Annotated in this window: 16 protein-coding genes and 1 pseudogene; 6 read left to right on the forward strand and 11 right to left on the reverse strand. The window is 63.7% G+C overall.

Translation table 11 applies throughout. The features are described 5' to 3' along the window. Positions 1–239 precede the first annotated feature (239 nt). A complete protein-coding gene (locus tag AB0P23_RS23125; RefSeq protein WP_167326986.1) occupies positions 240–1,928 on the reverse strand; it encodes an AMP-binding protein in 1,689 nt (562 codons plus the stop codon). Between the two features lie 104 nt (positions 1,929–2,032). Between AB0P23_RS23125 and AB0P23_RS23130 the strand changes: the two genes are divergently transcribed. Beyond that, positions 2,033–2,506 (forward strand): DUF3995 domain-containing protein, encoded by a 474-nt coding sequence (locus AB0P23_RS23130; RefSeq protein WP_219520481.1) that lies wholly within the window; start codon positions 2,033–2,035, stop codon positions 2,504–2,506. On the opposite strand, the gene AB0P23_RS23135 is transcribed toward AB0P23_RS23130, so the two are convergent. The 5 genes from AB0P23_RS23135 to AB0P23_RS23155 are packed head-to-tail and all read right to left on the reverse strand — an operon-like array spanning position 2,503 to position 7,808. Beyond that, positions 2,503–3,609 carry an ATP-binding cassette domain-containing protein gene (locus AB0P23_RS23135; protein WP_219520482.1) on the reverse strand — a complete coding sequence of 369 codons (1,107 nt, stop codon included), beginning with the start codon at positions 3,607–3,609 and terminating at the stop codon, positions 2,503–2,505. The two genes, AB0P23_RS23130 and AB0P23_RS23135, sit on opposite strands and share 4 nt — an antisense overlap. 11 nt (positions 3,610–3,620) lie before the next feature. After that, positions 3,621–4,487: a carbohydrate ABC transporter permease gene (locus tag AB0P23_RS23140; protein ID WP_048317884.1), complete on the reverse strand. Its 867-nt coding sequence runs from the start codon at positions 4,485–4,487 to the stop codon at positions 3,621–3,623. Next, entirely contained in the window at positions 4,487–5,437 is a 951-nt protein-coding gene (locus tag AB0P23_RS23145; protein ID WP_032374787.1) for a sugar ABC transporter permease, read from the reverse strand. The genes AB0P23_RS23140 and AB0P23_RS23145 overlap by 1 nt, the downstream gene beginning before the upstream one ends. Further along, entirely contained in the window at positions 5,434–6,768 is a 1,335-nt protein-coding gene (locus tag AB0P23_RS23150) for a sugar ABC transporter substrate-binding protein (RefSeq protein ID WP_032374786.1), read from the reverse strand. Before AB0P23_RS23150 ends, AB0P23_RS23145 begins: the two co-directional genes overlap by 4 nt. A 14-nt stretch (positions 6,769–6,782) precedes the next feature. After that, complete coding sequence (locus AB0P23_RS23155; RefSeq protein ID WP_032367122.1) at positions 6,783–7,808, reverse strand: sugar-binding domain-containing protein; 1,026 nt, start codon at positions 7,806–7,808, stop codon at positions 6,783–6,785. A gap of 116 nt (positions 7,809–7,924) precedes the next feature. On the opposite strand from AB0P23_RS23155, the gene AB0P23_RS23160 reads away from it, so the two are divergent. After that, entirely contained in the window at positions 7,925–8,959 is a 1,035-nt protein-coding gene (locus AB0P23_RS23160; RefSeq protein ID WP_027495334.1) for an NAD(P)-dependent alcohol dehydrogenase, read from the forward strand. Beyond that, the gene (locus tag AB0P23_RS23165; protein WP_032374785.1) at positions 8,956–10,431 is read left to right on the forward strand and encodes a mannitol dehydrogenase family protein; all 1,476 of its coding nucleotides are present in this window, start codon (positions 8,956–8,958) and stop codon (positions 10,429–10,431) included. Before AB0P23_RS23160 ends, AB0P23_RS23165 begins: the two co-directional genes overlap by 4 nt. Here AB0P23_RS23165 and AB0P23_RS23170 read toward each other — a convergent pair. The 5 genes and pseudogenes from AB0P23_RS23170 to AB0P23_RS23190 all read right to left on the reverse strand — a co-directional run bounded on the left by AB0P23_RS23170 (position 10,415) and on the right by AB0P23_RS23190 (position 16,158). Next, positions 10,415–11,001, reverse strand: a pseudogene (locus tag AB0P23_RS23170) (TrkA family potassium uptake protein). The gene AB0P23_RS23165 and the pseudogene AB0P23_RS23170 overlap by 17 nt on opposite strands. A 70-nt stretch (positions 11,002–11,071) precedes the next feature. Next, positions 11,072–12,385, reverse strand: coding sequence for a potassium transporter TrkG (locus AB0P23_RS23175; protein ID WP_032374783.1), 1,314 nt, complete (start codon positions 12,383–12,385; stop codon positions 11,072–11,074). 170 nt (positions 12,386–12,555) lie between these two features. Further along, entirely contained in the window at positions 12,556–13,755 is a 1,200-nt protein-coding gene (locus AB0P23_RS23180; protein WP_363799546.1) for a mandelate racemase/muconate lactonizing enzyme family protein, read from the reverse strand. Between the two features lie 73 nt (positions 13,756–13,828). Continuing rightward, positions 13,829–14,782, reverse strand: a complete 954-nt coding sequence (locus AB0P23_RS23185; RefSeq protein WP_032374781.1) for a 2-hydroxyacid dehydrogenase — start codon at positions 14,780–14,782, stop codon at positions 13,829–13,831. Between the two features lie 29 nt (positions 14,783–14,811). Further along, positions 14,812–16,158: an enolase C-terminal domain-like protein gene (locus AB0P23_RS23190; protein WP_052061534.1), complete on the reverse strand. Its 1,347-nt coding sequence runs from the start codon at positions 16,156–16,158 to the stop codon at positions 14,812–14,814. Positions 16,159–16,446: 288 nt separating this feature from the next. Here AB0P23_RS23190 and AB0P23_RS23195 point away from each other — a divergent pair, with 288 nt between their 5' ends. From AB0P23_RS23195 to AB0P23_RS23205, 3 genes are read left to right on the forward strand one after another with little or no spacing between them, the layout of a single operon-like run. After that, on the forward strand, positions 16,447–18,045 hold the full coding sequence (locus AB0P23_RS23195) for an aldehyde dehydrogenase (NADP(+)) (RefSeq protein ID WP_032374780.1): 1,599 nt from the start codon (positions 16,447–16,449) through the stop codon (positions 18,043–18,045). A gap of 31 nt (positions 18,046–18,076) precedes the next feature. Next, on the forward strand, positions 18,077–19,003 hold the full coding sequence (locus tag AB0P23_RS23200; protein WP_032374779.1) for a 5-dehydro-4-deoxyglucarate dehydratase: 927 nt from the start codon (positions 18,077–18,079) through the stop codon (positions 19,001–19,003). Then, a complete protein-coding gene (locus AB0P23_RS23205; protein WP_206498517.1) occupies positions 19,000–20,271 on the forward strand; it encodes a glucarate dehydratase family protein in 1,272 nt (423 codons plus the stop codon). Before AB0P23_RS23200 ends, AB0P23_RS23205 begins: the two co-directional genes overlap by 4 nt. Positions 20,272–20,274: the final 3 nt, after the last annotated feature.

Raw genomic sequence — 20,274 nt, forward strand, 5'->3', positions numbered from 1 at the left:
TCGGATTCCGACGATTCAGCAGCCGAGGACAACAGCGAGCAGCCGCCGAATTCACCTTCCACGCCCTGGTGCACAACCTGTTCAAGGCCATCGGAGCACAAACCCCGGCACTGGCGTGAGGCCGGTGGCCCTGCCCGTGGCCGCATCGATATCCGCCGTCCAACACAGCTCGAGGGAAGCCACCTCGAAATCGAAACAGCCCGGATCCCGCCTCCAGCAGCGAATAGTGGGCGCTCACGTCACCTCTTCAGCGCGGGGAACTGGTCGTCACGCCACTCGCTGTCCAGTGGTCCGACGGCCGCGTCCTCACGGGCGCGCAACTCCACGCGGCGGATCTTGCCCGAAATAGTTTTGGGTAGCTCGAAGAACTCGATACGCCGAACTCGCAGGAACGGGGCCAGGTGCTCGCGGGCGTACTTCAGGATCTCGAATGCCGTGTCTTCGTTGGGTTCCCATCCAGCTGCGAGCGCAACATACGCCTTGGGGACGGCCAACCGCGTCTCGTCGGGAGCCGGAACGACGGCCGCCTCGGCCACCGCGGGGTGTTCGATCAGCACGCTTTCGAGCTCGAACGGGGAGATCTTGTAGTCCGAGGCCTTGAATACGTCGTCGGTGCGGCCGACGTAGGTGATGTAGCCCTCGGAGTCCCGCGATGCGACGTCACCGGTGTGGTAGTAGCCGTCGGCCATTACGGCAGCGTTGCGTTCGGGGTCGCCGAGATAGCCGGTCATCAGGTTGAACGGCTGCTGGGCCAGGTCGAGGCAGATCTCGCCCTCGTCGGCCAGTTCGCCGGTGGTGGGGTCGACGATCACCACGGGGACGCCGGGCAGAGGCCGACCCATCGATCCGGACTTCAGCACCGCACCCGGTGTATTGGCAACCAGCGCAGTGGTTTCGGTCTGGCCGAAGCCGTCCCTGATGTTCAGGCCCCAGTCCTGCTGCACCCGCGAGATCACCTCTGGGTTGAGCGGCTCACCGGCACCGATTGCCTCACGCAGTGAACCACCCCCGCCAGCGAGGTCTGCCTGAATCAGCATGCGCCACACGGTCGGTGGCGCGCAGAACGTCGTCACCTCGGCCCGGCGGATCTGCTCGAGCAATGCCTTCGCGTCGAACTTGCCGTAGTTGTAGATGAAGATGGTCGCCTCGGCGATCCACGGTGCGAAGAAGCAGCTCCACGCATGCTTGGCCCAGCCCGGCGAGCTGATGTTCAGGTGCACGTCGCCCGGGCGTAGCCCGAGGAAGTACATCGTGCTCAGATGCCCAGCGGGATAGGAGATCTGAGTGTGTTCGACGAGTTTCGGCTTGCTGGTGGTACCGGAGGTGAAGTACATCAGCAGGCGGTCGGTGGGTGCGGTGACGGACTCGAACGGCCTGGCCTCGACGGACCGGGCATCCGAATAGTCGATCCAACCATCGTGGGCGGTAGTGGCGATTCGCAGATAGTCTCCGGGCACGTCGTCGAATTTGCCGGTGTCCGAGGGGTTCACGATCACGGCGCGAGCATTGCCGCGCACCACTCGGTCGGTCAGGTCGGCGGGCCCGATGGCCGTGGTCGTCGGCATCAAGACCGCTCCGAGCTTCATCACCGCGAGCATCGACTCCCAGAGTTCCACCTGGTTGCCCAGCATCAGGATCACCGAGTCGCCGCGGCCGATTCCCTGCAATTCGAGCCAACGAGCCACCTGATCGGAGCGACGCGCCATGTCGTCGAAACTGTATTTGGCCTCGCTGCCGTCCTCTTCGACGATCCACAGCGCGGTGCCGTCGTTGCCACGGGCAATCGCGTCGAACCAGTCGATGGCCCAGTTGAACGTCTCGCCGAACGACGGCCATTCGAAAGTCGCTACCGCACGGTCGTAGTCGCCGTAGGTGTCGAGCAGAAGATCGCGTGCGTTTCTGAAAGCCGTATATGCCGAGTCGACCATGTTTCCTCCTGCGCCTGTGATGCCCATCACCGCCACGGTAGGGGAGATGAACAATTCCTCGCTACCCCTGAACGGGGGTGGCAACTCGGCTAACCTCGATCACCGTGGCCATCCGATTCTTTGCGATCGCGTGCGTACTGGGGATCATTCACGCCGCGTTCTCCGCCTATTGGGCTGCAGGCGGTCGATGGATGCTCGACACCGTCGGTGCCTTCGCCACGGAGTGGGCCGACTCCGAACCGGCAACGGCACGAACGGCACTGCTGGTGCTTGCCCTCGTCAAACTCGCCGCAGCAATTCTTCCGGCCCTCGCCTATCTGAACCTGCCGCGCCTGGCAGCACAGAACCGGACGAGGGTGCCGTCGTTGATCTTCGGCATATCCTGGCCCGGCTCTGTACTGCTAATTGTCTGGGGCGGTGCGTCGTTCATCGGAGCGGTGATCGGGTTGGTCGTCTCGGACGAGAACCGATCAGTCAAGTACGGTCACCTGTTCTTCGACGGCATCTTCCTGCTTTGGGGCGCAGCGCTTCTGACGGCACTGATCCTGTCGAGAAAAGCCCCGTACCAACCGCGTTAGATGCGCTCCCCCGTCTCCGGGTGGAAGAGGTGGATCGCACCGTCGAGTCGCGTCAGCCCGATGCTCTCGCCGATCTTGGCCGGAGCTCGGACGGCCGAGCGGGCGACGAGTGAGACCGGCCCGCCGTCGAGCCCCTTGACCTTCGGGTCGTCGAGGTGTGCGTAGAGGTAGGACTCGCTGCCGAGTTCCTCGATCAGATCGACCTTGCCCTCGAAACCTTCACCACCACCGTGCACGATGCCGAGCTGCTCCGGGCGTAGCCCGACGGTGACGTTGTCGAGACCCAGGCTCGCAAGCTTGGTCAGCTCGTCGCGTTCGAGCGGAAGCAGGAAGCTACCGATCTGCACGCCACCCGAGCCGATGGGAACCGTCATCAGGTTCATCGCAGGCGAACCGATGAAGCCGGCGACGAACGCGTTGACCGGGTTGTCGTACAGATCTGTGGGAGAGGCGAACTGCTGCAGTTTGCCACCGCGCAACACCGCAACACGATCACCCATCGTCATGGCCTCGACCTGGTCGTGGGTGACGTAGACCGTCGTGGTGCCGAGCCTGCGCTGCAACGCCGCGATCTGCGTACGCGTCTGGACTCGCAGTTTCGCGTCGAGGTTGGACAGGGGCTCGTCCATGCAGAACACCTGCGGCTCACGAACGATGGCACGCCCCATGGCAACTCGCTGACGCTGACCACCCGAGAGCTTGCCGGGCTTGCGGTCGAGGTACTCGGTGAGGTCGAGAATCTTCGCGGCCTCGGCCACCTTCTTCGTGCGCTCCTCGAGGGACACACCACGCATCTTCAGGGCGAAACCCATGTTCTCCCCGACGGTCTTGTTGGGGTACAGAGCGTAGTTCTGGAACACCATCGCGATGTCGCGGTCCTTCGACGGCACCCCCACCATGTTCTTGCCACCGATCTCGATGGCCCCACCGTCGATCTCCTCGAGGCCGGCGAGCATCCGCAGAGCGGTGGACTTGCCGGAGCCGGAAGGCCCGACCAGCACGACCAATTCGCCGTCCTGGATGTCGAGGTCGAGTGAATCGACGGCGAGCTTGTCGGCACCTTCGTAGACGCAGGATGCCTTCTTGTACGTGATTGCAGCCATGGGACTTTCTCCTACTTGATTGCGCCGAAGGACAGGCCGCGCACGAGCTTGTTCTGCGCGAACCATCCGGCAAGGACGACGGGAAGTGCTGCGAACGTCGCAGCTGCGGAAAGCTGGGCCCAGTACAGGCCCTGACCGGTGATGAATCCGACGAGGTACACCGGAATCGTCTGGGCCTGAACGGCAGTGAGGTTGACCGCGAAGAAGAACTCGTTCCACGAGAAGATGACGCAGATCAACGACGTGGCCGCGATGCCGGGCGAGACCAGCGGCAGGATCACCTCACGTACCGAGGTCCACAGTGACGCGCCGTCCATACTCGCGGCTTCGAGCAGTTCGCTCGGTACCTCGAGGAAGAACGATCGCATCATCCACACGGCGATCGGAAGATTCATCGCGGTGTACAGCACGACCAAAGTCCAGATGTTGTCGAGCATTCCGATGTCACCGACGATGACGTACAGCGGGACGATCGCGGCGACGACGGGCAGCATCTTGGTGGAGATGAAGAAGAACAGCACGTCCTTCGTCTTCTTGACCGGACGCAGCGACAGCGCGAAAGCAGCCGGAACACCCAGCAGCAGAACGAAGATCGTCGAGACGACGGTCGCGAACGCCGAGTTCAGCAACGTCGTGCCGATGCCGCTCTCCAGGACCCCTCGATACTGATCGAGGGTCGGTGTGAAGAACAGCTTGGGCGGGTCGGAGTAGGCGTCGGCCTCCTGCTTGAAACCGGTGAGGACCATCCACAGCACCGGGAAGAAGAACGCGATGCCTGCGACCCAGGCGACGAAGGACCAGATGGAACCCGGGCCCCACTTGCTCTTGCGCTTGATCGGCGCGGGAGTAGTTGTCTTGTCCACAGTTGCGGTACTCATCACGCAGCCTCCTCGGTTCCGCTGAAGCTCTTGAAGATCAGTCTCAGCGCCAGGGTGCTGACGATGATGGTGGCCACGACGGTGACGACGCCCATGGCCGCGGCCTGACCGATGTCGAAGCCGAGGAACGCTCGCTGGTAGATGTAGAACGGCAGGTTCGCACTCGCCACACCCGGTCCGCCGGAGGTCATCATGTAGACCGCGTCGAAGGTGTTGACCAGATAGATGGCCCCGAGCACCGCACCGAGCTCGATGAATCGGCGCAGATGCGGGAGGGTCAGCTCACGGAAGAGCTTGACCGGCCCTGCCCCGTCGACCCGTGCTGCCTCGGCGATGTCCTTCGGCATCGACTGCAGGCCGGCCAGGATCAGCAGCATCATGAACGGGGTCCACTGCCAGATCAGGTTCGCCATGACGGCGGGCAATGGGTAGCGCGAGACCCAGTCGATCTGATCGACACCGAACGGGCTCAGCGCGAAGTTGATCAGGCCGAAGACGGGATCGAACATCGTGGTCTTCCAGATCAACGCGCCGGCGACCGGGGTGATGAGGAACGGGGTGATCAGTAGGGTGCGAATCAGGCTGCGGCCGATGAACTTCCGGTCCAACAGCAGAGCCAGGAACAACCCGAGAACCACCGAGATGATGACGGTTCCGACGATCATGATCACCGTGTTGAGGGCGACCTCACGGAACTGGCTGTCCTGGAAGACCGCGACGTAGTTGTTGAGCCAGTTGAACTTCTGCGAACCCGGTCGGACCAGGTTCCACGACTGCGTCGAGTAGTACAACGTGAACAGGAACGGAACCTGGGTGACGAGAATGGCGAACACCATGGCCGGTAGCAGCGGGCCGCGGCGACGCCACCCTTCGGCCTTGGAGATCGTCCTCGGTCTCGGTACGAACTCCTCGGAATCGGCCTTCGCCGATCGTGTTGCGGTGGTGGTCATCCCTGGTCCTCCTGGTACGTCTTACCGACCACTTCGGCGTATTGCTGCGCTTGTTCGAGCGCGTCGTGGACGCTGATTCGTCCTGCTACTGCGGCGCTGATCTGTTGACTGACACGGGTTCCGAGGTCCTGGAACTCGGGGATGGTCAGGAACTGCACTCCGGTGTACGGAACCGGATCCACAGTGGGATTGTTCGGATCCGCGCCGTTGATCGAATCGAGGGTGACCTGACCGTACGCAGCGGACGCCTCCTCGTATTCGGGAATCCGGTAGGTCGACAGACGACTGCCGGGAGGCACTCGCTCCCAACCCAATTCGTTGCCGACCTTGTTCAGGTATTCCTTGCTGGTCATCCACGAGACGAACTTCCAGGCGTCGTCCGGATTCTCGGACGTCTTCGGGATTCCGAGGGCCCAGGAGTACAGCCACCCGTTGTCGCCCTTGGCGGCCGACGGTGCCTTGGCGTATCCGATCTTGCCGACGACGTTCGAAGACGTCGGGTCTTCGAGGACCGACACTGCAGATGTGGCGTCGTACCACATTGCCGTATTTCCCTGCGACAGTTGCGTTCCGCATTCGCTGAAACCGCTCGTCGCTGCGCCTGCCTGACCGTGTTCACGGACCAGGTCGACGTAGAACTGAACGGCCTGTTCCACCTCTGGGCTGTTGAGCTGTGCGTTCCAGTTCTCGTCGAACCACCGACCACCGAATGCGTTGATGACGGTATCCAACGGGGCGAGTACTTCACCCCAACCGGGCTTGCCGCGCAAGCATATTCCCGATACGTCCGGGCTGTCGAGCTTCGCGGCGGCGTCGGCGACTTCCTGCCAGGTGGGCTCCTCCGGCATGGTGATGCCGGCAGCCTCCATCAGGTCCTTCCGGTACATCAGGAAGGAGGATTCGCCGTAGAACGGCACCGAGTACATGCTCCCCTCGTACGACAGCGACTCCTTCAGGGTGGGAATGAAGTCGTCCTCGTCGTAACCCGGTGTTGCGTCGGCATACTCGGACAGGTTGGTCAGCCAGCCGTTCTCGGCCCACTGCGGGGTCTCGAAGTTGCTGATCATCACCACGTCGAACTCGCCGCCGCCGGTGGCGACCGAGGCGGTGATCTTGGCCCGCGCCTCGTTCTCCGACAGCGACACGAACTTCAGATTGATGCCGGGGTGCTCCGCCTCGAACTCCGGAGCGAGCGAAATGGCGTCGGACATCTGTGAATTGGAGACGATCGCGACGGTGATCGTCTTGCCGTCACCGTCACCACCGAACGAGCCGGCTCCGGCGCAGCCGGACAGCACCAAAGTTGTCGCAAGCGAGGCCGCGACAGCCACTTTCGGTAAAACCCTCACTGAAATACCTTTCCATTGGAGGTCGCCGTTGCAGGAGCTTGCGCAACGAGCCAGCGTGCACTTTCGATGTCGGTCACCAGGATCGAGGCCAGTCCGCCGCGCAGAGCACCGAGGAGCGCCTCGTGTTTACGTTGCCCACCGGTGACGAGCACAGCCCGATCACACGCCCTGATGGCGTCGAGCCCCACCGACACGGTTCGGCCGGGGAGTGATCCTCCGGTATCGATGCCGTCGGCGTCGTAGAACCGTCCGCCGATCTCGCCGACTGCACCGAGGCGGCGCAATTCTTCGAGCACGTCGAGGTCGATGAAGCTGCCCTCGAACAAGGTGGTGGACGTGGAAACGGGACCGATGCCGTACATCATCACATCGGCATCGGTCCCGGCTTTGAGGGCGCGCGAGATCACGGAATCCTGCTCCAACGCAACGACTGTCGCCTGATCGGCGTACAGCGGCGCGTTGAGCCGGATGGGTGTCGCCTGCAGGTACGCAGCGCACCGTCCCAGTGTGTACTCGACACCGGTCTGATAGTCGGCCGAGGTGATGGAGCCGTCGAGTTGTACCACCGCAGCACATTTGGTGGATCGGGTCTTCAGCGAGCTCGCCACCGCCACCGTTTCGGGGCCCCAGGTGAACCCCAGGACGTCGCGATCCTTGAGTCGACGCGAGAGCAACGTCGCTGCCGCTCGGCCGAGGGATCCGTAGCCGGTGTCCGTGCCGTCGATGACGTCCGAGACGACCAACACCTCGGTGAGTCCGAACTTCGCTTCGAGCTCACGCTCGACGTCCGCGTGCACGGTGCCCTGCAGATCGTCGGGGACGTTGATCTCGATCGTCACGAGCCCCTGGGAACGAGCCCGCGCGACCAACCGTCCTGCAGTCGGGCGCGAGACGCCCAGTTTCACGGCGATCTCGGCCTGCGTCGCGCCTTCGAGGTGGTACATCGTGGCGGCGCGCAGAGCCAGCCGGAGATCTTCTCCCGACCGCGCGGACTTCGCCCCACCGGGCTCCGATCCGTCCATGACGCCTCCCTGACCAGTGAGCAAATGCTCAGCTCGTGTTCATCTGCTCACTAAGCTAACATTAAGGTGTGATCTACACAACACCCCCTCGCATCCAGCGGCCCGTGCCACAGTCCATGCAGGCCAGCGTGCTCACCGGCGTGCACGAGATACGAATGGAAGACCGGCCGGTGCCGACCCCAGCGCACGACGAGGTACTGGTCCAGGTCACCGCCGTCGGCGTGTGCGGGTCCGATGCGCATTACTACCGGGAGGGGCGCATCGGCGAGTACGTGGTCGACGGCCCGCTGGTCCTCGGTCACGAGGCGGCCGGTGTGATCGTCGCGGTCGGCTCCGATGTGTCCGACGCCCGCGTCGGGCAGCGGGTGTCCATCGAACCGCAGCGTCCCGATCCCACCAGCGCCCAGTCGCGCGCCGGCCGCTACAACCTGTGCCCGGCCATGGAATTCTTCGCCACGCCGCCGATCGACGGCGCGCTGGCAGAGTACGTACTGATCCAGTCGGTGTTCGCCCACGACGTCCCCGACTCGATCTCCGACGAAGCCGCAGCACTGTTCGAGCCGCTGTCGGTCGGTATCGCGTCGGCGCAGAAGGCCGGAATCACCGCCGGATCCAGCGTGCTCATCGCCGGTGCAGGCCCGGTCGGCATCGTCACCGCCCAGGTGGCCCGTGCTTTCGGTGCCACCGAGGTGATCGTCAGTGACATCGACGCACCGCGGCGTGACAATGCCGCGAAACTCGGTGCGACGCGGGTGCTCGATCCAGCAGTGGACGACGTGCGTGCGCTGGAAGTGGACGCGTTCATCGACGCATCGGGTGCCGCTCGGGCCGTCGTCGACGGCATTCATGCTGTGCGGCCGGCGGGTACCGTCGTACTAGTGGGCATGGGCGGTTCGGATTACCCGCTTCCCATCTCGCTGATTCAGAACCGAGAACTGGTTCTCACCGGCGTGTTTCGCTACGCCAACACGTGGCCGATCGCGCGCGAGCTCGTCCTGGCCGGTCGCGTCGACCTCGATGCTATGGTCACCGCGCGTTTCGGTCTCGATCGCGTCGAGGATGCCTTGAATGCAGACAAGCAACCCGGCAGCATCAAAGCCGTTGTGATTCCCGGTCTTTCCCAGAGCCCATCGAAGGAGACGAACGTATGAAGTTGAACTCGCGCAATCTCGACGACTTCATCGAGGACGTGGCCGTTCCCACCTACGACCGTTCCGACGTCACCGTGGGCATCGTGCATTTCGGTGTCGGCGGCTTCCATCGAGCACATCAGGCGATGTACATCGACCGGTTGTTGCAACAGGGGCAAGGGTCCGAGTGGGGCATCTGTGGAGTGGGCGTACTTCCCGGAGACCGCCGGATGAAGGACGTGATGGAGGCGCAGAACTGCCTGTACACGTTGGCGCTCAAGCATTCCGACGGCACGTGGGACACCCGCGTCGTCGGATCCATCGTCGAATATCTCTTCGCGCCCGACGACGCAGAAGCCGTCGTCGAGAAGATGGCCGCGGAGACCACGAGGATCGTCTCCCTCACGATCACCGAGGGCGGCTACAACTTCTCCGCGACGACGGGCGAGTTCGACGTCGAGAACCCCGCCATCGTCGCCGATCTCGTGGACGGGGCCGTTCCGGCAACCACATTCGGGCTCGTCGTGGAGGCATTGTCACGGCGCAAGGAACGCGGACTGAAGCCGTTCACGATCATGTCGTGCGACAACATCGAAGGCAACGGCCACATCGCACAATCGACATTCACCACCTTTGCCCGCCTGAAGGATCCAGCTCTCGCAGAATGGATCGCCGCAGAAGGGGCGTTCCCCAACTCCATGGTCGACCGCATCACTCCGGTCACGACACCGGAAGTGATCGAGGAACTCTCGGCTCGCTACGCCATCGACGATCAGTGGCCCGTAGCCGGTGAGCCGTTCACACAGTGGGTGCTCGAGGACAACTTCACGCTGGGACGACCGCCTCTCGAGGACGTCGGAGTTCAGGTTGTCGACGACGTCACGCCGTACGAGCTGATGAAGCTACGGCTGCTCAACGCCAGCCATCAGGCGCTCGCGTATTTCGGCTACCTCAGCGGTTTTCGACTGGTGCACGAAGTCTGTCAGGACCCGCAGTTCGCCGCGTTCCTGCTCGCGTACATGGACGAGGAAGCAACGCCCACATTGCAACCCGTTCCCGGCATCGACCTCGCCGAATACAAGCACACGCTCATCGAACGGTTCTCCAACCCGGAAATCCGCGACACCGTCGCCCGCCTGTGCGCCGAGTCCTCGGATCGAATTCCCAAGTGGCTGTTGCCCGTAATCCGCAAGAATCTCGAGAGCGGCGGTGAGATCACTCGCTCCACCGCAGTCGTTGCCAGTTGGGCACGCTACGCCGAGGCAGTCGACGAGGCCGGTGAGCCCATCGACATCGTCGATCAACTGAAGGATTCACTCGTTCCGATCGCGCAGGGTCAGCGAGAGAATCCGACGGCCTTCATCGCCAATCGAGCAGTGTTCGGCGATCTGATCGACAACGAACGTTTCGTCGCCGAGTACACGAAACAGTTGGCGTCACTGCAGAAGAACGGTGCGCGCGCGACCCTGGAGGCGCTCATGTCGACTCGCTGAATTTTTCGGTGTCTCGAACCTGGCCGGAGACGATGACGGTATCGCCTGCGCCGATCACCGTGTCTGCCGTGGCGTAGGTGAACCCTTCACCCGGACGCTTGACTGCAACGACGGTTACTCCGTGCTTGGTGGAAATCTACTCTCGCCCAGAGTTTTTCCTAGCAGCGAGGCCGGGGGCGACGTCTTCGCCATGGCAAAGCCGTCGTCGAACTCGATGTAGTCCATCATCCGACCACGTACCAGGTGAGCTACTCGCTTACCCATGTCGTGCTCGGGCCGGACGACGTGGTGGACGCCGATCTGGCTGAGAATCTTGGCGTGCGCGTTGCTCAGAGCCTTGGCCCAGATGGTCGACATCGACAGATTCACCAGAGCCGATGCGGTGAGCAGGCTCGCTTCGAGATTGGAACCGATGCCCACGACGGCGCGGTCGTACTCGTGTACCGAAAGTTGTCGCAACGACTCCTCGTCGGTGGTATCGGCCACCACAGCATGCGTCAAACGGTCTGCCACGCGTTGCACTACGGCCTCGTCGCTGTCGACGCCGAGCACCTCGACTCCCTGGCTCATCAGTTCCAGCGCCAGCGACTTACCGAAGCGGCCGAGACCGAGAACGACGACGACGTCGGAGGACGGTTTCCTAGCCAATGAACGGCCTTTCCGTGGGAAGCATGTAGCGCCGACCGCGGTCGCGGGCGGCGAGAGCACTGACCAGAGTGATGGAACCGATGCGGCCCAGATACATCAGGACGATCAGAATCATCTGGCCCCAGCCGGGCAACTGTGCGGTGATTCCGGTGGACAGGCCCACCGTCGCGAATGCCGAGACGACCTCGAAGAGAAGCACGTCGAGGTCGAAGTTCGTACCGGCCAACAGCGCCACCACCGGCAGCATGATGAGGGCCACCCCGATCAACGCGACGGTCAATGCCTGACGTTGCACCCGAGGATCTATTCGACGGTCGAACACCGTCACCTCGCGGTCACCGCGGATTTCGGCCACGATGACGAACAGCAGCAAGGCAAATGTGGTGACCTTGATGCCGCCTGCCGTACCGCCGCTGCCACCACCGATGAACATCAGGACATCGGTGATCAAGAGGGTCGCGTTGTCCACATCCGCGTAATCGACGCTGTTGAATCCTGCGGTTCGGGGCATGACGCCCTGGAACGTCGCAACGAGCATCTTGTCCCAGAAGCCGAATCCGCCCAGGGTTCTCGACCACTCGAAAAGCAACACCACCGTCGGACCGAGAACCAACAGAACGGCGGTGACGGACAACGTCATCCGGGTGTGCAAGGTCCAGCGCTTGCGAGAACGAACGCCGCGAGCACGTGATCGGATACGACGGGCGATCTCGAACAGAACCGGAAACCCGATGCCGCCCAGCACGACCGCGATCAACAACGGCACACAGATCCACGGGTCGGTGGCGAACCCGATCATGTTGTCGCTGAAGAGCGCAAATCCGGCGTTGTTGAACGCCGACACGGAGTGGAAGATCCCCAGCCAGATCGCGCGGCCGAGGGGCTCGTCGTATCCGAAGAAGAAGCGCGCCGACAGACAGAGCGCGACAACACCCTCGATGATCAGACTGGTACGAAACACCCCCACGACGACGCTTCGAACGTCGCCCAGCCCGGATGTGCGTACCTCGGCTGCCGCATTCAACCTGCCCCGAAGACCGATCCGATCCGCCAGGACCAACCCGACCAAGGACGCGATCGTCATGATCCCGAACCCGCCGATCTGAATCAGGCCGAGAATGACGCCCTGGCCGAGACCCGACCAGTACACCGGGGTGTCCACCACGATCAGACCCGTCAGGCTCACCGCCGAGGTCGACGTGAACAGCGCCTGCAGAATCCCGGTGTCGTTTCCAGGCACGGTAGCCGCCGGAACCATCAGGATGCCCGCACCGAGGAGTATGGCCACCGCGAAACCCGTTGCCATCACTCTGACCGGCGTCGGCCTGAAGAGCGCGAACCGTCGTGATGCCTGGTGAGCGTCTGTCACCCGGCAGACAGTACCGGTGGGACGAACCGCTTCGCGGCACGTGCGCGGAACTTCGTAGCAGGGGTCGAGTTTCCGCGCACGTCAGCGCTCCACGTCAGGGCTCCACGTCAGCGCACCACTGCCTTCGCCACCGTCCAGGCCCGGCCCTGCTCGCTCAATGTGAATCCCAGCCCCGGGCGAGCGGACAGGTGCATCCGGCCATCCCGCGTCTCGAGGTGCTCGTCGAACAATGGGTCCAACCAGTCGAAGTGCTCCACCCATGTCTGCAGTGGGTACACCGCTGCGAGGTGCAGATGAATCTCCATCGCAAAGTGCGGGGCGAGCTGCACGTTGTGATGTTCGGCCAGCCCGGCCAATTTCAGGAACTGGGTGATGCCGCCGATGCGGGGTGCGTCGGGCTGCAGGATGTCGACCGCGCCGGCCTCGAGGAGACGGACATGCTCGCCGACGCTGGCCAGCATCTCCCCCGTCGCGATGGAGGTGTCGAAATTTCTCGCCAGCATCGCATGACCCTCGGCGTCGTAGGCATCGAGCGGTTCTTCGATCCAGACGAGGTCGAACTGCTCGAGGATGCGGCACATGCGGTTCGCCGTCGGACGATCCCACTGTTGATTCGCGTCGACCATCAGCGGGACGTCGTCACCGAGGAACTCGCGTACCGCGGTGACGCGGGCGATGTCGGTGCGCCAATCAGGTTGGCCCACCTTCAGTTTGATACCGCCGATTCCGTTCGCGAGCGACCGGGCCGCGTTGTCCATGACCTCCTCGATCGGAGTATGCAGAAATCCACCGGAGGTGTTGTACGTCTGCACCGAATCGCGGGACGCGCCGATCAGCTTCGCCAGCGGTAACCCGGCACGCTTGGCTTTGAGATCCCACAGGGCAATATCGATCGCAGCGATGGCCTGTGTCGCAACGCCACTGCGGCCGACCGACGCTCCGGCCCACACCACCTTGGTCCAGACCTTGCCGATATCGTTCGGGTCCTCACCGATGAGCACCGGCGCGATCTCCTGGGCGTGCGCGAACTGGGCAGGCCCACCCGCCCGCTTCGAATAGCTGAAACCGATTCCCTCATGGCCCTGTTCGGTACGGATCTCGACGAACAGAAACACCACCTCGGTCATCGCCTTCTGTCGACCGGTGAGAACCTTGGCGTCGCTGATCGGATTGCGCAGCGGCAGCACGATCGAGGACAGCGTCACCTCGGAGATGCTGTCGACGGACGCGTCACCGGATGCGAGGGCCCGAATCGCCGCATCGGGCGCGGTGAGTCCGCTCGAGGGCTTGTCGATGTACGTTGTCATGTCACATCTCCTGTGTTTGCGAAGGGTGTTGCCTCACAGCCTAATTCAGGTTCCGATACGCGTCCAACACAATTCAGCGGGCCATCGATACGGCAAGTGCATTGATGTTCGACGCGATGTCGGCGACCCGGCCGACGAACGTGTGATGCGTGACGCCCGACGAGTGCGGCGTCATCAGCACGTTCTCCAGCTCGCGGAACGGCAGGGAACTGGGCTCACCACGCCCGTCCGGCCCCGGGTAGCTGTACCAGACATCGATGGCGGCCGCGGCAATCTCGTTGCGAGACAGAGCGTCGAACAGTGGTCGTTCCTGAATCAGCGGGCCTCGACCGACGTTGACGACGACCCCTCCGCTTCCCAGCCTGCGCAGTTCCTCGGCACCGATCATGCCGCGGGTGTGCTCGTTCAGTGGTGCGGAAACCACGAGTACATCGGCGAACTCGGCAAGCTTTCCCAAATCCTGTGCATCCGACACCCATTCGAGACCCTCGTCCGAAGCCCGACCGCTTCCGGTGACGGCAGCACCGGTTGCCCCGTATGCCCGAAACAGCTGCCAGGTCTGCCGGCCGATGTGCCCGAACCCGACGAACCCGATCCGCGCACCGCTGAGCGACAACGGCTGCGGGATGGTCGGGTCGTACACGGACGTGGCAAACAACCCCGAGCGGAGGGCACGGTCCTGCTCCAGGAACTTTCGTCGCAACATCACCGTTGCCGCGACGACGTATTCGGCAATCGACTGCTCGTGGTGAAAGGTGTTGCACACCTGCACATCGGGCCGCATTCCGGATCGATCCACGTTGTCGGTACCGGCGCCGGCAACGTGAACCATCCGCAGCCTTGGGGCAGCCGCCCCCATGGCCGCGCTGAACTTGCCGCCGACATAGACGTCGGCGTCGTGGAGATGGGCGATCACGTCCTGCTCGTCGAACGGAACGCTCCACACCACCTCGGCGTTCGCCGGTAGACCCGCCTCGAACTGCTCGCGATGCGGCACGACGTTGCGGTCACCGACGACGATCTTCATCGACGCACCAGAACTCGACGCACCAGAACTCATCGAACGAGGGCCGGGCGCTTGCTGTCGAACGTCCAGCCCTCGATCAGGTACTGCATGCCGATGGCGTCGTCTCGGGCCCCCAGTCCTTCCTTCTGGTACAGCTCGTGCGCCGCATCGATCTGCTCGAAGTCGAGTTCGACACCCAGACCCGGCTTGTCGGGCACCGTGAGGTAGCCATCCTCGATCGTGAACGGCTCCTTGGTCACTCGCTGCCCGTCCTGCCAGATCCAGTGGGTGTCGATGGCGGTGATGTTCCCGGGAGCTGCAGCAGCGACGTGCGTGAACATCGCCAGGGAGACGTCGAAGTGATTGTTGGAGTGCGATCCCCACGTCAGGCCCCACGCGTCGCAGAGCTGCGCGACACGCACCGACCCGGCCATCGTCCAGAAGTGCGGATCGGCCAGCGGGATGTCCACGGCACCGGACCGGACGGTGTGGCCCATCTCGCGCCAGTCCGTCGCGATCATGTTGGTCGCGGTCTGTAACCCGGTGGCCCGCTTGAACTCCGTCATCACCTCGCGGCCCGAGAAACCGCCCTCGGGGCCGACGGGATCCTCGGCGTACGCCAGCACGTCACGCAGCCCTCGGCAGGTCTCGATCGCATCCTTCAGCAACCAGCCGCCGTTGGGATCCAACGTGATTCGCGCCTCGGGAAAGCGCTCGGCCAGAGCACGAACAGCGGCGGCCTCCTCGGGTGCCGGCAGTGCACCACCCTTGAGCTTGAAATCCTGGAAGCCGTAGCGTGCCTGCGCAGCCTCGGCGAGGCGCACGATCGACTCCGGATCCATCGCCTCCTCGTGCCTGATCCGCAGCCAGTCGTCGGCTCCGGCCGCCTCGTCGGCGCTGCTCCGGTATGCGAGATCGGTCTTGTTGCGATCGGCGACGAAGAACAGGTAGCCCAACGCCTGCACCTTCTCGCGCTGCTGCCCCTCGCCCAACAACGCCGCGACGCTGACGCCGAGATGCTGACCGAGCAGATCCAACAATGCCGATTCCACTGCGGTCACCGCATGAATGGCGATCCGCAGATCGAACGTCTGCGCGCCGCGGCCACCGGCATCACGATCTGCGAACGCGCGACGCATGGCGGCCAGCACCGCGTTGTACCGGCCGATGTTCTGCCCCTCGACCAGCACGCGCGCGTCTTCGAGCGTCTGCCGAATCGGCTCCCCGCCCGGCACTTCGCCGACGCCGGTGCGCCCGTCCGAGTCGGTGAGCACCACCAGATTGCGGGTGAAATACGGCGCGTGCGCGCCGCTGAGGTTCAGCAACATGTCGTCGTGACCGGCAATGGGAATGACACGCATTTCGGTGACGACGGGGGTGCTGGTGTGGACGACCATGCCCGACCTTTCTCGCATACCTCTGGTGACTCGGCTCACAGACGACAGTATGGCCAGCTATCGATTCCCGTCCAACACCATCTGCGCATCGACTGATGCAGTCGAGGTATCGAGGATCGGCATCCACGCTCGAGTAGACGGTCAGCCAGGCGATACCGAGACTGCATCAAACACAACATTTTTAGACTTGGACATGTATCGATCCGGCTCCTACGGTGGTGAGTTATGAGCCAGGTCACGGCCTCGGCGTCACTGCACGTACCGCACCACTGCCTTAGGAGTCACCCCATGACAGCGTCGACGACACAGTCCACCGACCTCACCGGTCGGATGATCATCGCCGGCGTTCCGGTTTTCGGTGCCGGGACGCAGATTCACGGAATCGATCCCGGTACCGGAGAGAATCTCGAACCCGCCTACGGCCACGGCGACGACTCGGATGTCGAGCGCGCCTGTGCCGCAGCGGCCGACGCCTTCGCCGACTACCGCGCTACCTCGTCGGACACTCGCGCACGGTTTCTCGAGACCATCGCCGACAACATCGCGGCCCTGGGCGACACGCTCATCGAGCGGACGGTCGCCGAGTCCGGTCTGCCGCTGGCACGCATCACCGGCGAGGTCGGCCGCACCACCGGTCAACTCCGTCTGTTCGCTTCGGTTCTGCGCGAGGGCAGTTGGAACGGAGCCCGCATAGACCCCGCCCAGCCCGAGCGCAGCCCGCTGCCGCGTGCAGACATCCGTCAGCGTCAGATCCCCCTCGGGCCGGTTGCTGTGTTCGGTGCCAGCAACTTCCCCCTCGCCTTCTCCGTCGCCGGTGGCGACACCGCCTCTGCCCTCGCGGCCGGATGCCCCGTAGTGGTCAAAGCACACGACGCCCATCCAGGAACGTCCGAGCTGGTCGCCCGCGCCATCACCGACGCGGTTATCTCCACCGGAATGCCCTCCGGCACATTCTCGTTGCTCTTCGGCTCCGGCCGCGGACTCGGCACCGCTCTGGTGACCGACCCTCGCATCAAGGCCGTCGGATTCACCGGATCGCGTTCGGGTGGAACAGCTCTCGTTGCTGCTGCGGCGGGTCGTCGTGAGCCCATCCCGGTGTACGCCGAGATGAGTTCCATCAATCCGGTGTTCGTCATGGACGGTGCACTCGCCACCCGTGGAGCCGAATTGGGCCGCGCGTTCGTCGCATCGCTGACGATGGGCTCGGGCCAGTTCTGCACCAATCCCGGTCTGGTCATCGCCGTCGACGGCCCGGGCTTGCAGTCGTTCATCGACGCCGCTGCCGCCGCAGTGCAAGAATCCGCTCCCTCGACGATGCTGACGCCGAACATCGCCTCGAGCTACGCCGAGGGTGTGCGAACACTGTCCGACGCGGTGACGGTGGTAGCGCGGGGATCCGACACCGACGCCCCGAATGCCTGCCGCGCAGCGCTGTTCGACACCGATGCGGCCACGTTCCTCACCTCGGAGGCAGCGCAGGCCGAGGTGTTCGGCGCGTCGAGCCTCGTCGTGCGCTGTGCAGATGCCCAGCAGGTTCGGCGGGTGGCGTCACAGCTCGAAGGTCAGCTCACCGCCACCATTCATGCCGACGAATCCGATCATTCCGAGGCCGGAAAGCTGCTCTCGGTGCTCGAACTCAAGGCCGGCCGGATCCTGTTCGACGGATGGCCCACCGGAGTCGAGGTCGGCCATGCCATGGTGCACGGCGGGCCGTTCCCCGCGACCTCGGACTCCCGCACCACGTCGGTCGGATCGCTCGCGATCGAACGCTTCCTGCGCCCGGTCGCGTACCAGGACGTACCGAAATCGTTGTTGCCCAACGCCATCGCAGACGGAAATCCGGACGGCATCTTCCGCCGCATCGACGGCCAGCTCACCCAAGACTGACACACCCAACCTAGTTCTCGAGGAGACCCCCATGCTCGACGGAGTTCTGTTCTTCCCCGTCACCCCGTTCACCGCATCCGGTGAGGTCGATTACGACCTCCTGGCCGCTCACATCACGAAGGGTGTCGACGCGGGACCCGGTGGAGTGTTCATTGCCTGCGGCACCGGCGAATTCCACGCCCTCGAACTCGAGGAGTTCGGCAAGATCGTCCGTACCGCAGTCGACAGCGTCGCAGGCCGCGTTCCTGTCTACGCCGGTGCAGGCGGATCCGTCGCGCAGGCAAAGGCATTCGCACACGCGGCGAAGGCCAACGGAGCCGACGGCATCCTGTTGCTGCCGCCGTACCTGGTGACGATGCCGCAAGCCGGTCTCGTGAATTACACCAAGGCCGTTGCCGCCGCATCGGATCTGCCGCTGATCGTCTACAACCGCGGCAACGCTCGCTTCACCGAGGAGTCCGCCGTCGAGGTTGCGCAGCTTCCCACCGTCGTCGGATTCAAAGATGGCACCGGCGATCTCGATCAGGTCGGCCGCATCGTCCGCGCGGTACTGGACGCTCTGGAGCCGTCGGGCAAGCCCTTCCAGTTCTTCAACGGACTACCCACCGCCGAGGTCTCCCAGCAGGCGTACCGAGCGATCGGTGTCACGCTGTATTCCTCCGCGACATTCGCGTTCGCACCCGAACTGGCACTGGCGTTCTACCGCTCTCTCGACAGCGGAAACGAAAAGCTCACTGCCGCACTGCTCCGCGAGTTCTTCCACCCGCTCGTGCGCTTGCGCGACAAGGTTCCCGGCTACGCCGTCTCTCTCATCAAGGCCGGCGTGACGATGGAGGGCATCGAAGCAGGGCCGGTTCGCCCACCCCTGGTGGACATCAGCGCACCGCACCTCGAGGAACTCACCGCAATCGTTGCCGCCGGCCGGGCCGTGTTGGCAGACGAGCTCGCGGTGCACTGATGCAAGAACCGGTACTGATCACCGGGGCTCGAATCACACCGATCGCCTTCGTCGATCCTCCGTTGCTCAACACCGTCGGCGTGCATCAGCCGTATGCGCTCCGCGCGATCATTCAGCTGGACACCGACGCCGGTGTCGTCGGACTCGGTGAAACGTACGCCGACACTGCTCATCTGGCTCGACTGGAAGCGGCCTCCACCGCCATCTTCGGTCTGGACGTGTTCGCGCTCAACGAGATCCGAGATGCCATCGATGCCGTCCTGGGAACCCTGTCGATCACAGGCGGCGACGGCGTCGCAGGCATGATCACCACAGCCAGCACCACCGATCGGGTGTTCTCCCCCTTCGAGATCGCGTGCCTGGACGTGCAGGGCAAGGTCCTGGGTCGACCGGTGTCCGACCTGCTCGGCGGCAAGGTTCGGGACTCCGTTCCGTTCAGTGCGTATCTGTTCTACAAGTGGGCAGCTCATCCCGGCCAGGAGCCCGACGAATGGGGCGAGGCGATCGATCCGGACGGATTGGTTCGTCAGGCCCGAAAGATGATCGACGAGTACGGCTTCGGGGCAATCAAGGTCAAGGGCGGCGTCTTTCCGCCCGACGAGGAGATCGCCGGAATCAAGGCGCTCCGGCAGGCGTTCCCGGAGCTGCCGTTGCGGTTGGATCCCAACGCCGCCTGGACTGTCGACACATCCATCCGGGTAGCCGCCGAGCTCGACGGCATCGTCGAATATCTCGAAGATCCCACACCCGGGCTCGACGGGATGGCCGAGGTTGCGCGCGAAGCCAAGATGCCGCTGGCGACGAACATGTGTGTCGTTGCCTTCGATCACCTGAAGCCTGCCGTGGTGAAGGACTCGGTGCAGGTGGTGTTGTCCGACCACCATTACTGGGGCGGACTCCAGCGATCGAGGTTGCTCGCCGGAATCTGCGAGACGTTCGAGATGGGACTGTCGATGCACTCGAACAGCCACCTCGGAATCAGTCTGGCCGCCATGGTTCATCTCGCAGCGGCGACACCGAACTTGACCTATGCCTGCGACACGCATTGGCCCTGGAAGAACGAGGATGTCGTCGTGCCGGGGGTGTTGAACTTCGTCGACGGCGCAGTGGCCGTTCCCACCGGACCCGGTCTGGGCATCGAGATCGACGAGGACGCGCTCGCGGCACTGCATCAGCAGTACCTGGACTGCGGAATTCGTGACCGCGACGACACCGGATACATGCAGAGCATCGATCCGCGCTTCGAGAACACCTGCCCGCGTTGGTGATCG

It is taken from the genome of Rhodococcus sp. NPDC077669 (assembly GCF_040686915.1).
GTDB lineage: Bacteria > Actinomycetota > Actinomycetes > Mycobacteriales > Mycobacteriaceae > Rhodococcoides > Rhodococcoides fascians.

What these genes read in the sequence shown, in the direction of transcription:
- AB0P23_RS23140 (WP_048317884.1), bottom strand. Translation starts at nt 4,487, where the DNA reads ATGAGTACCGCAACTGTGGACAAGACAACTACTCCCGCGCCGATCAAG.
- AB0P23_RS23135 (WP_219520482.1), bottom strand. Translation starts at nt 3,609, where the DNA reads ATGGCTGCAATCACGTACAAGAAGGCATCCTGCGTCTACGAAGGTGCC.
- AB0P23_RS23200 (WP_032374779.1), top strand. Translation starts at nt 18,077, where the DNA reads ATGCTCGACGGAGTTCTGTTCTTCCCCGTCACCCCGTTCACCGCATCC.
- AB0P23_RS23190 (WP_052061534.1), bottom strand. Translation starts at nt 16,158, where the DNA reads ATGGTCGTCCACACCAGCACCCCCGTCGTCACCGAAATGCGTGTCATT.
- AB0P23_RS23185 (WP_032374781.1), bottom strand. Translation starts at nt 14,782, where the DNA reads ATGAAGATCGTCGTCGGTGACCGCAACGTCGTGCCGCATCGCGAGCAG.
- AB0P23_RS23145 (WP_032374787.1), bottom strand. Translation starts at nt 5,437, where the DNA reads ATGACCACCACCGCAACACGATCGGCGAAGGCCGATTCCGAGGAGTTC.
- AB0P23_RS23180 (WP_363799546.1), bottom strand. Translation starts at nt 13,755, where the DNA reads ATGACAACGTACATCGACAAGCCCTCGAGCGGACTCACCGCGCCCGAT.
- AB0P23_RS23155 (WP_032367122.1), bottom strand. Translation starts at nt 7,808, where the DNA reads ATGGACGGATCGGAGCCCGGTGGGGCGAAGTCCGCGCGGTCGGGAGAA.
- AB0P23_RS23195 (WP_032374780.1), top strand. Translation starts at nt 16,447, where the DNA reads ATGACAGCGTCGACGACACAGTCCACCGACCTCACCGGTCGGATGATC.
- AB0P23_RS23160 (WP_027495334.1), top strand. Translation starts at nt 7,925, where the DNA reads ATGCAGGCCAGCGTGCTCACCGGCGTGCACGAGATACGAATGGAAGAC.
- AB0P23_RS23125 (WP_167326986.1), bottom strand. Translation starts at nt 1,928, where the DNA reads ATGGTCGACTCGGCATATACGGCTTTCAGAAACGCACGCGATCTTCTG.
- AB0P23_RS23165 (WP_032374785.1), top strand. Translation starts at nt 8,956, where the DNA reads ATGAAGTTGAACTCGCGCAATCTCGACGACTTCATCGAGGACGTGGCC.
- AB0P23_RS23175 (WP_032374783.1), bottom strand. Translation starts at nt 12,385, where the DNA reads ATGGCAACGGGTTTCGCGGTGGCCATACTCCTCGGTGCGGGCATCCTG.